At 60.0% G+C, this 12965-nt stretch carries 11 protein-coding genes and 6 pseudogenes; 8 read left to right on the forward strand and 9 right to left on the reverse strand.

Annotated elements, in window-relative coordinates:
* A pseudogene (locus tag AWB78_RS48865) lies at positions 1-244 on the reverse strand (recombinase family protein); the annotation flags it as partial.
* A gap of 53 nt (positions 245-297) precedes the next feature.
* Between AWB78_RS48865 and AWB78_RS48870 the strand changes: the two are divergent.
* Positions 298-639: a hypothetical protein gene (locus tag AWB78_RS48870; protein WP_232478063.1), complete on the forward strand. Its 342-nt coding sequence runs from the start codon at positions 298-300 to the stop codon at positions 637-639.
* 30 nt (positions 640-669) lie between these two features.
* Here the strand turns inward: AWB78_RS48870 and AWB78_RS49610 are convergent.
* Positions 670-1086, reverse strand: a pseudogene (locus AWB78_RS49610) (recombinase zinc ribbon domain-containing protein); the annotation flags it as partial.
* Positions 1087-1160: 74 nt separating this feature from the next.
* Positions 1161-1832: pseudogene (locus AWB78_RS45535) on the reverse strand (IS110 family RNA-guided transposase); the annotation flags it as partial.
* Positions 1833-2116: 284 nt separating this feature from the next.
* On the opposite strand from AWB78_RS45535, the gene istA reads away from it, so the two are divergent.
* Genes istA through AWB78_RS39280 form a run of 3 tightly spaced genes read left to right on the forward strand, consistent with a single transcriptional unit; the run spans position 2117 to position 4769 of the window.
* Entirely contained in the window at positions 2117-3631 is a 1515-nt protein-coding gene (istA, locus tag AWB78_RS39270; RefSeq protein WP_074173668.1) for an IS21 family transposase, read from the forward strand.
* Entirely contained in the window at positions 3628-4461 is an 834-nt protein-coding gene (gene istB, locus AWB78_RS39275; protein ID WP_062612227.1) for an IS21-like element helper ATPase IstB, read from the forward strand. Before istA ends, istB begins: the two co-directional genes overlap by 4 nt.
* A complete protein-coding gene (locus AWB78_RS39280) occupies positions 4458-4769 on the forward strand; it encodes a hypothetical protein (RefSeq protein ID WP_062612229.1) in 312 nt (103 codons plus the stop codon). The genes istB and AWB78_RS39280 overlap by 4 nt, the downstream gene beginning before the upstream one ends.
* 279 nt (positions 4770-5048) lie before the next feature.
* On the opposite strand, the gene AWB78_RS39285 is transcribed toward AWB78_RS39280, so the two are convergent.
* From AWB78_RS39285 to AWB78_RS39295, 3 genes are all read right to left on the reverse strand, one after another.
* A complete protein-coding gene (locus AWB78_RS39285) occupies positions 5049-5444 on the reverse strand; it encodes a recombinase family protein (RefSeq protein WP_082883603.1) in 396 nt (131 codons plus the stop codon).
* A 135-nt stretch (positions 5445-5579) separates the two neighbouring features.
* Positions 5580-5912 (reverse strand): DUF6788 family protein, encoded by a 333-nt coding sequence (locus AWB78_RS39290; RefSeq protein WP_012406689.1) that lies wholly within the window; start codon positions 5910-5912, stop codon positions 5580-5582.
* 52 nt (positions 5913-5964) lie between these two features.
* Positions 5965-6189 (reverse strand): DUF5372 family protein, encoded by a 225-nt coding sequence (locus tag AWB78_RS39295; RefSeq protein ID WP_232478062.1) that lies wholly within the window; start codon positions 6187-6189, stop codon positions 5965-5967.
* A gap of 128 nt (positions 6190-6317) precedes the next feature.
* Here AWB78_RS39295 and AWB78_RS49945 point away from each other — a divergent pair, with 128 nt between their 5' ends.
* A complete protein-coding gene (locus AWB78_RS49945) occupies positions 6318-7289 on the forward strand; it encodes a reverse transcriptase domain-containing protein (protein WP_374729520.1) in 972 nt (323 codons plus the stop codon).
* Positions 7290-7310: 21 nt separating this feature from the next.
* Here AWB78_RS49945 and AWB78_RS39300 read toward each other — a convergent pair.
* Positions 7311-8318, reverse strand: a pseudogene (locus AWB78_RS39300) (IS5 family transposase); the annotation flags it as partial.
* A gap of 515 nt (positions 8319-8833) precedes the next feature.
* On the opposite strand from AWB78_RS39300, the gene AWB78_RS44480 reads away from it, so the two are divergent.
* Together AWB78_RS44480 and AWB78_RS49950 are read left to right on the forward strand one after the other, a co-directional pair.
* Positions 8834-9544: an autoinducer binding domain-containing protein gene (locus tag AWB78_RS44480; protein WP_074173670.1), complete on the forward strand. Its 711-nt coding sequence runs from the start codon at positions 8834-8836 to the stop codon at positions 9542-9544.
* Between the two features lie 383 nt (positions 9545-9927).
* On the forward strand, positions 9928-10017 hold the full coding sequence (locus AWB78_RS49950) for a hypothetical protein (RefSeq protein WP_374729521.1): 90 nt from the start codon (positions 9928-9930) through the stop codon (positions 10015-10017).
* A gap of 793 nt (positions 10018-10810) precedes the next feature.
* Here AWB78_RS49950 and AWB78_RS48880 read toward each other — a convergent pair.
* A pseudogene (locus AWB78_RS48880) lies at positions 10811-11075 on the reverse strand (IS4 family transposase); the annotation flags it as partial.
* Positions 11076-11457: 382 nt separating this feature from the next.
* On the opposite strand from AWB78_RS48880, the pseudogene AWB78_RS44495 reads away from it, so the two are divergent.
* Positions 11458-11707 (forward strand): annotated as a pseudogene (locus tag AWB78_RS44495) (transposase); the annotation flags it as partial.
* A 703-nt stretch (positions 11708-12410) separates the two neighbouring features.
* On the opposite strand, the gene AWB78_RS49955 reads toward AWB78_RS44495, so the two are convergent.
* Positions 12411-12758, reverse strand: coding sequence for an RES family NAD+ phosphorylase (locus AWB78_RS49955; RefSeq protein ID WP_082883604.1), 348 nt, complete (start codon positions 12756-12758; stop codon positions 12411-12413).
* Between the last annotated feature and the right edge of the window lie 207 nt (positions 12759-12965).

Here is a 12965-nt window from a genome sequence, read left to right on the forward strand (position 1 = left end):
CAGTAAAACTGCGCAAACCTTCCTGATTGAGGTGCGCCACGATTTGCCGGTCAGGCGGATGCTGCGATAGTTCGCGCACCTGGTCGACGAAGGCGGCGGGGTAACGTATCGCGTCGGCAGCCGGCTTGGGCAAGTCCACGGTGATATCAGTACACGCGCTGCCTTGCCAGCGGATATGCAGCACCGCTTGTCTCGTGGCGGACCGTTTCTCGACCGTGATGTCCCGGATGAGCAGTCGCAACATGCGCTTGCGATCCTTCGCGACGTGGTCGGCGCCCGCCAGAGGCGCGGCAGATTGTGCGCCAGCGCGAGGACCTGAGCTTTCTGTTCGGACGTCGCGACGCGTGCCTTCTGGCTCTGGAACTGGGCGGCTTCGGTCCTGATCGCCTCGAGGCGAAGCATCGCGTCATTCCAGCGCCGCTCGAGGGTACCCGCGACCAGACGGTTGGCGGGGTCGCATGCCTGGTAGCGACGTTCAGCGAGTGCGACTTCATACTCGGCGCGTTCGATGCGCATGTGCCACTGGCGCATGATGGCATGATCGCGTTGCTCGAGTTCGCTCATGGCGGTCACGGCGAGTTCGAGTTCCGCTGGCTGCAGGGCGGTGAGTACGGCCTCGCCAATTGCGTTGTCAAGTAGTTCGCTGCGCATGCTCATGCAATCGGTGGTCGCTAGCCCCTCGCGGCGGCGAGCACTGCATAAGTACAGTGGATAAAGGCCGCCGTTACCCTGGTAGCGAACGGTCAACGCCCGACCACAGGCGCCGCATATCAGCAGTCCCTGAAGCAGCGCCAATCCTTCACGCGCAGCACCACTGAGCACGGTACGTTCGCCGTTGGTCCTGTCGTGCGCCAGGCGTTCCCGGTTGCGCTCAAATTCCTCTATATGAACGGCCCCTTTTGCGCCAGGTTTTCTCATGTTTTGACGAGCAGGATAGGTTGCAGCTCTATATGCGACCTTGTTGCAGCCATGCCGCCGCTGCGGGTCCCCATGAAATCCGCTGACTCGTGCCTCATTCCAGGGAAGAGCTCGAAGCTCGTTGGAATTTCCAGGTTTCACGAATCCCGGTCTTACCTGTTCTGTCATTACACGTGATTGCCAACGCAACTTTTGACGGGCTATCCTGTATCAGAGAGTTGTTTGTTAAAGACAGCGACGCCTCAAGCCGGCTTCGTGCTCACGTGATCTTTGCTGTAGGGTCGATCGTGCGCAAGTACGGCCCATGATCCGTGCCATCTTGTTGGCGAGTGCGACTGCCGCGACCTTCAGTGGTCGCCGGTTCTTCAGTTGCTCGAGCCATATTCCAGGCTGTTTGGTATTGCATAGAACGCTACGCGCACCATGGATCAGCAACGTTCGCAAATAGGTGTCGCCACGCTTGCTTATACCCAGCAGCTGAACTTTTCCGCCAGTTCCCGTTTGTCCGGGTACCAGGCCGAGCCACGCGGCAAACTCACGGCCCGACTTGAACGAACCGGGATCACTCATGGTTGCGACAGCCGCGGTCGCGCTCAACAGACCAACGCCAGGTATTTCAGCAATCGCCCGGGATGCCTTGTCTTCCTTCATCCAAGTCTGCAGCCGTCGTTCGATTTCAACGATTTGCTCATCGAGCTTGGTTAGGCCTTTCCACTGCTCGCGGAGCGTATCGATCAGCATTGCCGGCAGGCGCTCCGACAACCTAGCCAAAACGTCCGGCATCGCCTTGTTCAGCGCGCTGCGAGCCTTGCCCATCACTTCGCCATATTCGGTTAGGAGTCCACGTAGGCTGTCTGCATCGTTCAGAATTTCACCAGTTGCTGCCGCATACGATGCATGGCGAGGACCGCTTGCGGCCGCGCAAGAAGTGCAGTTCGGCCTGTGCCATCGTACCTTTGAGACCAAGTATCAGGCCGTCGTTGAAGTCGCCCGCGTCGTAGCTGCCGCGCGTCAAACAAGATGAGAGCAGCGCGTCAATCAGGATGAGAGTACTGGCGTTGCGGCAGCGGTGAAGGGCGTAGCCCGGAACCGCTGCCGCAACGCCGCGCCGAGGAGCTCCCCGTCGTCGGGATGCCTTGTCGGTGGTCGCGGTAAATCGGGTATGAACAGCTCTTCCATGTAGCAAAGGGAGGCTGAGTTGCCCGGCCGACACATCAACGACCACCAGATGAGGCTCTATATGAAGTACAGACTCAAGGAGGGGCCGCCCCAGGCGGCTGCGCGCGCTGGGTTCAGCGCCGCCACGGGCTATCGGATCGAAGAGGATCCGCGATTGCCATCGCAGAAGAAGGCGCCGCGCGCGCGTCGCCGTGCCGATCCCCTGGCCGCGATCTTTGACATCGAGATCGTGCCGTTGCTCCAGTCCGCTCCCGGCATCCGGCCGATAGCCGTACTGGACGAGATGCTTCGGCGCCATCCCGACCTCCCGGGCAACGTGCGCCGCACACTGGAACGCCGTATTCGCGACTGGCGCGCACTCCATGGCGAGGAACGTGACGTCATGTTCCGTCAGGTACACGAACCCGGTCGTCTCGGATTGTCCGACTTCACCGAGATGGACAGCCTGGGCGTCACCGTGGCGGGTGTCGCGCTGGACCACCGCCTGTATCACTTCCGGCTGGCCTGCTCGGGCTTTGAGCACGCTCACGTCATTCTCGGCGGCGAGAGTTATGTCGCGCTGGCTGAAGGGTTGCAGAACGCCATGTGGGCACTCGGAGGCGCGCCGCGCGAGCACCGCAGCGACAGCCTGTCGGCGGCGTTCCGCAATCTCGATGCCGATGCGCGCAAGGATCTGACCACGCGTTACGATGCGCTGTGCCCCCACTACGGCATGCAGCCCACACGCAACAACCGTGGCGTTGCCCACGAGAACGGCTCGATCGAGAGCCCTCATGGCCACCTCAAGAGCGCAGTGCGTGATGCGTTGCTTCTGCGCGGCAGTCACGACTTCGACGATCTCGGTTCCTATCGCCGCCTCATCGACGAGATCGTCGGTCGCATCAACGCGCGTAATGGCAAACGCATTGAGGCCGAGCGGGCAGTGCTTCAACCGCTTCCGGCCCAGCGTACGTGCGACTACGAGGAAACGCGCGTGTACGTCACGACCACCTGCGGCTTCGTCCTGCGCAAGGTGTTCTATACCGTCCCATCACGGCTGATCGGCCATCACCTGCGCGTACGGCTGTATGACGACCGCCTGGAGCTGTTCCTGGGCGGCACGGCCCTGATGACACTGCAGCGCGGCCGTGCGGGCCCCAATGGCAAGCACGGCCACGTCATCAACTATCGGCACGTCATCCACGCGCTGCGCCGCAAGCCCATGGCGCTGCTCAACCTGGTCTACCGCGATCAGGTCTTTCCGCGCGAGGCCTATCGCCTGAGCTTCGATCGCCTGCTCGAACAGCTCCCGGAGCGCCAGGCATGCAGGACTATGGTTGAACTGCTCAGCCTGGCCCACGAGCACAACTGCGAAGCCCAACTGGCCCAGGCGCTGCAGCAGTGCCTGGACGAGGGACAGTTACCCGATCTCGACGCACTGTGTTCGCGCTTCAAGGCGAAGCCGACGAGCAGCATGCCGGAGGTGAGCATCCAGCTCGCCGCGCTGAGCGACTACGAAGCCCTGCTTGACATGGCAACGGAGGTGGCAGCATGAGTCTCGACATCGACGCTACCCGCCTGTCGCTGTTGCTCAACGATTTGCGGCTGCCCGCCATCAAGCAGATCTGGTCCAGCTTCGCCGAGCGATCCGACACGGAAGGCTGGCCGGCAGCACGCCTGCTGATGGCGCTGGCTGAACACGAGATCGCCGAGCGCGATCGACGCCGGGTCGAACGTCACCTCAAGGACGCAAAGCTGCTGCCGGGCAAGACGCTGGAGAACTTCGATTTCGACGCGGTGCCGATGGTGTCCCGCGCGCACGTCTCGGCGCTTTGCGCTGGCGACGGCTGGTTGCGTAACGGCACCAACCTGATTCTTCTGGGGCCATCTGGTGGAGGCAAGTCGCACCTGTCGTCGGCCATTGGACTGAGCCTGCTGGAGAAGGGCTGGAAGGTCCTGTTTGCGCGGACCACCGACCTCGTGCAGCGGTTGCAGGTCGCGCGCCGCGAGCTTGCCCTGGAGTCCGCCATCAACCGGCTGGATCGCTTCGATCTGGTCGTCCTCGACGATTTCGCCTATGTCAGCAAGGATCAGGCCGAGACGTCGGTCCTGTTCGAGCTCATCAGCGCCAGATATGAGCGCCGTTCTCTTTGCATAACAGCAAATCAACCGTTTGGCGAATGGGACAAGGTCTTCCCCGACCGGGCCATGACGGTGGCCGCCGTCGACCGGCTGGTCCATCACTCGACCATCTTTGAGCTGAACGTCGAAAGCTACCGTCGCCGTACGGCCCTGCAACGCAAGCAGCAGGGACCGGGGCGCCCGGCCAGTAGAGCGACGCCAAAGAACGTAGGCGCGCTACCCACACAGGAGAATCCGCAATGACGGGCAATTCGCAGCTCACGGGCGTAACGCGTGACGACGCATCCGACAGTTCGATGGCGATGCCCCGCGCGCTCACAGGAGCGCAACGGCAACGCGCGTATCGCTTGCGGCGCAAACGGGCCGTGATTGACGCCATTGGTGAGGAAGCTCTGGCGTCACGCATTACGTTGCTGGCCATGCTCGGTGACGCACTGGCTGCATTGGAAGCCAGCGGCACTTCGACGATGCTCATCGAGATCAAACGCGAGAGCGTAACGCGCGTGCTCAAAGCCATCGTCACGCGTTACGGCATCGACCTCACCGGCTGACGCCCTGTTCTCATCCAGATTGACGCGCGGCTGGCAGCCGAAGCTCGCCGGCGTCAATCAACATCGGCGTCATCACGCACGCCACCACATTCTCATCCTGATTGTCGCGCGGCCAGAATGCCTGCAGAGCGCCACGCGTTACATAACAATCCTAACGACCGAAGAGCAACAATCAGCTTGATTGTCGCGCGCGTCAATCAATAAACGCTTGTCAGCGTCAATCAACGTCGGCATCATCATCCCTACCGCGACATTCTCAACTTGATTGTCGCGCGTCTCTCATCCAGATTGTCGCGCCACATCGTAGCAGCCATCGGCGTCGATCACGAGCGTATGGGTGAGCGCGCACAACTCGAGCAGGCGATGCCAGTCCAGATTCGAGCGTGCCAGGCGGGAAACCTCCAGTGCGAATACAGCACCCACGTTCCCCATCGAGACGTCCGCTACGAGGGTCTTGAAGTCCTCGCGGCCCGTCATCTGCGCACCCGATTGACCGAGATCGCGGTCCAGGACCCGGATCGCCGTCTCCGGCCAACCCAGTGCCAGAGCTTTGTCGCGCAATGCGTATTGACGCTCGGTGCTCTCCTGATGGTGTCGCACCTGGGCCAGCGTACTTTGGCGGATATAGATGTACGCCGGTTTGCTTTGATGTTCGGGGGTGATCTTGGTGTTCATCGAAGGTCTCCTCGGTCAGCTCCAGCGCGGGCTCGGCGGTGAGCCAGGCCTCGAGCTGTTGGCGATGAGTACGCCGGCCGATTGCGGATCGATGAAGTTGGCGAGCGACAGCGACGACTGGCTCACCTGCGCCCCTCAGAGCGCCTCGCGGCGGCGCAATAGTTCGCGGTTGATCTCGCAGATCTCCTCGATGATCTCGCGAACGCGGTGATAGTTCGCCAGGTGCTCGGCGACGTCGGTGTAATCGGCTTGCGGCACATAGTCCATTTGCGGCCGGCGGCCGGGAAAGCTCACGGATAGGTAGTACTTGGGACCATGGCCGGGGCCGTCTGCACACTTGCAGCCCGGTTTGCCGCAGCGCTTGTAGCGTTCGATGAGCGAGCCACGCAAGAGCGTCTCTAACGCTGGCATTTGCTTCAGCAATTGCGCTCGGCGTCTGCGCAAAGTGGACGACGGAATATCTTCCATTGGCGGACCACGTTAAAAACTGGTCTGATAGCAGGACAAGGAGGCGCATTGATCAAGCTCCTTTGTTCGATGACTTCATGGATGGGGCAAGCTGGTTGATCAACGTTACCAGCTCCAACAACATCCCCAGATCGAAGTAGCACGCGGGCGCGATGGCCTCGCCGTCGACGGACCGTGCGCCCCAGTCGGTCCATTCGCGCGCAATACTAAAGCTGCCGCGTTCTGTATCGCGCAGAAGCAGTGTCTCGGTGCCTGCGACGCAGCGCGCCTTCAGCACGGAAAAGCGTTGGCCCCTGAGGGGATGAAATGGATGACGGATCTCAGCCCATCCCAAATGCTCGTTGAGCACTTGTGCAGTTCGCGCTGACCGTCCCCACTGTGGCGGACCGTATTGCCCAGGCAGTTGTGCGCAACTATCTTGAAGCGCAGGTAGAGCCCTGCTTCCATCCGGATTCCTATGCTTACCGTCCTTCCAGGTCGGCACTGGACGCGATTTCTGCCGTCCGGGGCCGATGCTGGAAATACGATTGGGTGCTGCAATTTGACATCAAAGGCGCGTTCGACCATGTTGATCACGAACTCATGCTGAAAGCGGTGCGGCAGCATGCCCGGTGCACATGGGTGGAGTTGTACGTGGAACGCTGGTTGCAGGCGCCCATGATGAGGGGGCAGGAATTGGTATCGCGGACGCAGGGCACGCCGCAGGGTGGTGTCGTCAGCCCGGTACTCTTTAATCTCTATATGCATTATGCGTTTGACACCTGGATGGCGAGGCACTTTCCGGGCACGCTGTTTGTGCGGCATGCGGACGATGGATTGGTCCACTGTAAAAGCGAAGCCGAAGCCAGACGGTTGCAGGAGGCAATCGGTGCACGTCTGAAGGCCTGTGGCCTGGAATTGCATCCTGAGAAGACGAGGATCGTGTGCTGCCGGGATGGGAATCGCAAGAAAGACTATCCCAGCACGAGTTTCGACTTTCTCGGATACACCTTCCGTGGTCGGCTGGCCAAAAGCAAGCGCGGCATATACTTCAACAGCTTCAGTCCGGCCCTCAGCGGCAAGGCCGCGAAACGCATCCGCGACAAAATGCGGGAGTGGAAGATCGGTCGCTGGACGGATGCTGGGATCGAAGACATTGCCGAGCGGGTCAATCCGGCCTTGAGAGGTTGGTGGAACTATTACGCAGCGTTCTATATGAGCGAGTGCAAGCGCGTGATCGCCCACCTCAACGACATTCTGGAGAAATGGGCGGCCCGTAAATACCGCCGGTTTAAACGGAGTCGTGCGAAGGCTCGGGAGTGGCTCAGGCGGATGGCCGAGCGTGCGCCGGAGATGCTGTATCACTGGACGCTGAGAGTGTTGCCGTCGGCTGGATGACAAGAGCCGTATGAACCGAGAGGTATGCCCGTCATATGGGTTGCCCGCAAACGAGCGTGCACCGACGATAAGGCCTTGCTTCTCCGTGATCGCGAGACTAATCTTGACGCCAAACTCATGGGGCCGGCGAGCCTTGCCTTTCGAGATGCACTCTACTTCTGGCGCGTGAAGCGCGTAGAGCTTGTGCTTATCCTTCGCTCGCTGCCGGAAGATACGCCACGCGCGTTCAAGCCAGATGTTCAAGGATGCCTGTTGCTCAGTGGACGCGTCCGATAACTTTCTCTCGATGTCACGCAGCAATCGTCCGAGTATCGTGCGCTGACGCTTGAGCACCCGGCGCAGACGCTTGAACTGTTTCGCGTGCGAATAGCCACCGGCGCGGCGACGCAGTTGTTTCCCCTCTCGCTCGTACGTTTGCTTCAGTGTCAGCCCGGCACGTTGTGCGAGCTTTGCGAGCTTGCCTCGCGCAATCTCCAGCAAACGGCTGTCAGTCGGATAGGCAATCGCTTTCTGTTGGACCGACGTATCGACAATCACGCGCTCGAACTCGGCCGGCCTCACCGCTTTCATTTGCACGCCCGCCGCAATTGTCGTCGCGAGTAACTCCTCGACACCGGCTTCGCCCAGCGCCTGCCGAAAGCGCACGAGGTTGGTCGGATCGCACGGCATGCGCGGCTGAAAATACTCCTCACCGCGGAAAAACTGGAAGTACACGTCTTGTGCCCAGCGCTCACAAACGGAATCATCACTTTCGTTGTATGCGTGCTTCAGGTAGAGCAGCCCGACCATCAGCCGGATCGATAGGCGCGGACGTCCCGCAGCGCTCAGGCCCGCCCCGGCCAGCTTGGATGCCGTGCCGAACAGATCAATCTCCGCGCGTATCCGGCCCTCGCGAGCACGTCGCTCGAAGAGCGGTGTCAACGTCGCTTCTATCGACGTCCATGGCATGCGTTTGGCAAGCACTGCGAGTGGGTGCCGCAAATCTATCATCCCGTCCAGGCGGCTGCGGAAGAAATCCGGTGTGCTCATCGGCGCTTCTCACTCCCAGAAGATAGACCAATTCCATATGGAAACTGGGAGTTTCGCAACCCTCTATTTGCCCTCATTCGCACGCGGCGCCTGGCTTCGCCCATTCTGCCAGACCGACTATTTATTCTTAAACATTATAAGGTGTCACCGCTGGCAGCGCTGTGCTTCGGCTCGCTGTATCCTGGATCGGTTAGAGCTCAGCGCTCGCCTCTATATGGGGCCCCGCCGCCATCGGCAGCCTCCCAGGAGCATCCGAGCTCAAGGCCACGCATTCTGATCGAGTCTTCGAAACTTAGATATTGCCTCTGCAAGTGGCGCGATCTGCTTAGGGGAACGTGGTTCCCCATCCTGAACGTATCGGGCGACCCTAGAGTGCCGTGATAACGGCAAGACCGAGCGTATCGTCGCGCCGTAAGCCGTCTCGGGAGGAGGATAAAACGACGTCTCAGGCAGGACGGAGGGTTTGCCGTTGCGGTTAGATTCTAATTCGCAGTCACCGCAGTATAGGAAACGCCATGAGACTGGATGGATTGGACTTGCTTGAAAGATTTCAGGAGTCGAAGGATTCTGATCAGCTTCTTTCTCATCTAAGCGCACATGCGAAGGAGCTGGGCTTTGAATACGTATGTTGCGGATTCCAGCGTCCATCATCTGTTCGCAAGCCACTGCTAGAACTTTTGAATGCCTACCCTCAGGGATGGATGGATCGCTATATAGAGCAAAACTACGTCGCCGTTGATCCCGTGGTGAAAACGGGAAAGAAAGAACAATACCCAATCCTGTGGAACGATGCGTTGTTCGCTTCGACCCCGACGCTTTGGAGTGAGGCGCGTGATGTCGGGCTTACCGCCGGCGTCTCGCAGTCATGCTGGGGTGTGAATGGTGGGTTCGGCTTGCTCTCGCTGGCACGCTCGAGTCCGGCCATTTCGGCTGCCGAGTTTCGAGACGTGACCACTCACCTATGCTGGCTTGGTACCATTACACATCACCTTATGTCCTCTTTCAACCGTCCTACGGGATATTCTGGCGAGCCTGTCTTTCTCACACCAAGAGAAAAGGAAATTTTGCAATGGAGCGCCGATGGTAAAACGGCGTCCGAGATTGGAGACATCTTATGTATTGCGGAGCGGACAGTTAATTTCCATATCAATAATGTTCTGCCCAAACTCGGTGCCACAAGCAAAATCCAGGCAACGGTTCGGGCCATACGATTGGGACTGATTTAGCAGACAGACTGCAGGAATACCATGCTCGCCGACTGCATTCGACATTGAACTCTCCGTCAGTCCCATGGCGTTCGAAAAGAATTGGGCCATCGCTCACCTCGCGATCGAGGATATCCCGACTCGCCATCACGGCACGCGTCTTTTGAGCGCGCCAAGGTCCGCCGTCTCACGGCCGGTGCGTTGAACAGTTGGGGCGCCCCGCCGAAGTCGCCCTGGCAATGCAGGACAACCTTGCAGTAGTCACAACCCTCTCAACTCAGATCAAAGTAGTCGAAGAGCAGCTTAAAGAAAAGGGGTCTTCGCGGAAAAGTGTGATGGTTTTTCATAATGAAAACGGCGCAGAGCCAATCTGGGAAAGGGTTCTCGGGTTTCGACAATTCAGCATGCGCGGACTGGCCAAGGCCCAGGCCGAATGGAGACTCGTCTGCGCGGCGCTGAACCTACGCAGAATGTCGAAAATGAGGCCTGCGTAAGTCCCGAAGGGGACAACACTGCCCTCATTTCGCTCTTTACCCAGGCATTCGGCGGTTCGGACAGCCATTTGCGCTTTCGATAGGCCGCCTGAGTTTGCGCACAAGTAAACTTGTCGGCCATCATGGCGCATAGCGGGCGCTTCCGGGCATCGACCTTCACCTCTTTCTTGCCCTCGCGTCCGGACGCCACGATCAGCTCGGCGGGATGCTCGCGCAATTGTTCGAACGTCGCCTCCGAGCGGTAGCCCGCATCGGCAAGGACTTGCCTGGGGGGGCGGCCCCGGCGTCGCGCGCGACCGCCGCCAGAACGATCGGCAATTGGCCGCTGTCGGCAGCACAGTTACCCAATTCGGCCGCGACGATAATGTGAGCCGTGTCGTCGACAGCAGCCTGGGCATTGTGGGAGTACTCCAAGCGCCGCCGGCATGCTTCATGATCCGGCTTTGCGGGTCGGTAAAACGTGATGCGGCGCTCAAAAAACGGCCTGCGAAGGAGCACAGTGTGCGTCCAGCGAAGGCTGGCGTGTTCAGCAGGAGATAGACCTGCCGGGGTAGAAGTCAGAAGCTCCGTAGCTTGGATAGCAGGGTGGCGGGAAACCAAAACTCTGAAGCCTATCGACGTCCGTCTCCTTGGGGGACGTGCGAGTCATCGGGCCGTAATGAAGATGAACGTGGATGTGGCCTCGAAAATAATAGACCCGAAGGCCGAGCCCTTACTGCTGGTGGCTTCAGGTCTGCCTTGGCCGTATCCGGCTTTCGCCTTCGTGCCCGTGTAGGCATCTCCATACCTTCCACCTCTCCATCAGCGCAACGATGTCGCCTTCCCGATCCGCCACATAGACCAGGCGGGTCGCTGGCAACGTCGCGGCCTGTTCAGCGACGCGCTCATAGCTCTCTGTCCACCGCACACTCTCCTTGATGCCGCCCCGTTCCCCGTTCGCATCCAGCGGGCGGTTCGCGCGCCCACATCCAGGCGTCGACCACACCCAACGGCTCTCGATCCGGCGTGACGGCATAGGTCGGGTGCAGGTACATTCCTCGCTGCACTTCATAGCTCAACGACGAGGCGTTCTCATTCACCCACCGCACCAAGGTGTTTGCGGACGGCACGTCGGACAACCGAGTAGTACCTGAAGCATGGTGAAAGCCATGTGACCGCGCGAGCGGCGGCGGAGTGAGCCGGGGAAGGCGGTTGGCAGAGATGGTCGGAAACGACAAGAACGTGAGATGAGTAAGGACGATGATGAGGATAAGTTCCATGAGCGAAAGCCCCAGAAATCATGGTCCGAGGAGACTCGCGGACTGGCTGAATCGTAAGCGCTCATTCAACCCGCGTCTGTCAGCCCCTTGCGCTCTGGTATTGAATCAGCTAAGAACTTATCCGTAAATAAAGGTATGCTTCGTTCCGAGCCGCAAGCGAGTGCGGCGTTGGAGCGAAGGCTTGACCGAGAAGCGAGTCGAATCGTGGGAGGTGACCGATGCTTTCTGGCAGCGGTCGAGCCACTGATCCCGCAACGTGCGCCCTCACCAGAGAAAAAGTACCTGCGCAGGCCGGGAGCGGGACGACCGCCGAAGCCGGCTCCCAGGTGTTTGAAGCCATTGTGTATGTACTGCGCACGGGCTGCCAATGGAAGGCGTTGCCCAAAGAGCGCTTTGGTAGTGCCAGCGCCATCCACGAACGCTTTCTCGACATCACGCTCATCCGTCCGGAAAACCGGTGCGCCCCTCAAAGCGATGCTCCTTGTCGATGCACGCGAGTACGGCGCATGAACTTTCGTTGGCTCAACATCTGACGTGGGTGGCTCGCAAGGGAAAAGCCGGGAGCGCTTATTTGATCAAAATGAGCTCGTGCGGCCCGTGTCTTCACTTGTTACGTTCAGGACGCGGGGCTACGGTGCCACTGATGTCGTCGTGTTTGCGCGCGCCGAAGCCGCGCTCGAACGCTGCGTGCAACGGGCCGCACGCGAACACATTTGGCGACTCGAACCCGACGTTTGAGGCCATCCTGCGCCAGGCAGAACAGCCAGCTTGAACGTGCGCCGCGCTACGTGCACGTGGACGCGCGTGAGCGCCTGGAGCGGTTCGCAGCCAGCGGCCGGCAGTCGGCGCAGGCAAGCGCGGCGCGCCTGCAGTAACAGACGTGTTCTAGGAAACTGCCGCCATCGACACCGCTCGCAGGACTCGCCGAGATTGCTTCCGACGATTCTGCGGCACAAGTCCGACGCGCGCGACGATTGAATACCTGGAAGTATTTATAACCGCAGTCGTGCTTCCCTCGGCCTTTCGCCTTCCACGGGTTCCGAGTTATGCAGCAGCATCCTTGGTCTGCTGAGCTTTGATCCGAGCGCCTGCCGAGGTCCCAGATCAACAGACTCGGAACAATTTTGCCCGACCTCAGACGGCCGGCGGGGCCACGCGCAGCGGGTGGTCACGCAGTTGCTCGTACACCGGGTGGCCGACAAAGCGCACGTACTGTGGCGTCATCTGTGTACGCATCGACAAGACGGCTTCGGAAGACAGGACGATTGCCGCGCTGCCTCGTACGCGACGCGATGGATAGATGAAGCCATCGGGCCTCGACGCGACATCGATCTGCGTTATGGCTTCATGCACACGCGCACCAAATTGCTGGCACCACTCGTAGTCCGGACTCGACAGTCGATCATAGATGCCGAGTCGGCTGGACGCTTCGCCGTTCAGGTTCCAAAGCCGAAGGTCGCGGGGGAACGACAGCGTCGCTATGAGTCCGTTGCGCTCGGCAGCCGGATCGACGTAGAACGAAAGCGCTCAATTCGGCCCACGTAGAAGGCGGAGGCGATGCAACGCAGAATGTGCCCACTACTTTTTCAGTGGACACAGATATGGAAGAACGCTATTTGGAGTTTTTGCCGCTGCGTGTAGTCAGCGTGGGGGCAAATGGCAAGCGGCGCTTTGACCCGCAGGGCAAGC

This window comes from Caballeronia calidae (assembly GCF_900044055.2).
GTDB lineage: Bacteria > Pseudomonadota > Gammaproteobacteria > Burkholderiales > Burkholderiaceae > Caballeronia > Caballeronia calidae.

What these genes read in the sequence shown, in the direction of transcription:
- istB (WP_062612227.1), top strand. Translation starts at nt 3,628, where the DNA reads ATGAGTCTCGACATCGACGCTACCCGCCTGTCGCTGTTGCTCAACGAT.
- AWB78_RS39280 (WP_062612229.1), top strand. Translation starts at nt 4,458, where the DNA reads ATGACGGGCAATTCGCAGCTCACGGGCGTAACGCGTGACGACGCATCC.
- AWB78_RS39285 (WP_082883603.1), bottom strand. Translation starts at nt 5,444, where the DNA reads ATGAACACCAAGATCACCCCCGAACATCAAAGCAAACCGGCGTACATC.
- AWB78_RS39290 (WP_012406689.1), bottom strand. Translation starts at nt 5,912, where the DNA reads ATGGAAGATATTCCGTCGTCCACTTTGCGCAGACGCCGAGCGCAATTG.
- AWB78_RS44480 (WP_074173670.1), top strand. Translation starts at nt 8,834, where the DNA reads ATGAGACTGGATGGATTGGACTTGCTTGAAAGATTTCAGGAGTCGAAG.
- AWB78_RS49950 (WP_374729521.1), top strand. Translation starts at nt 9,928, where the DNA reads ATGCGCGGACTGGCCAAGGCCCAGGCCGAATGGAGACTCGTCTGCGCG.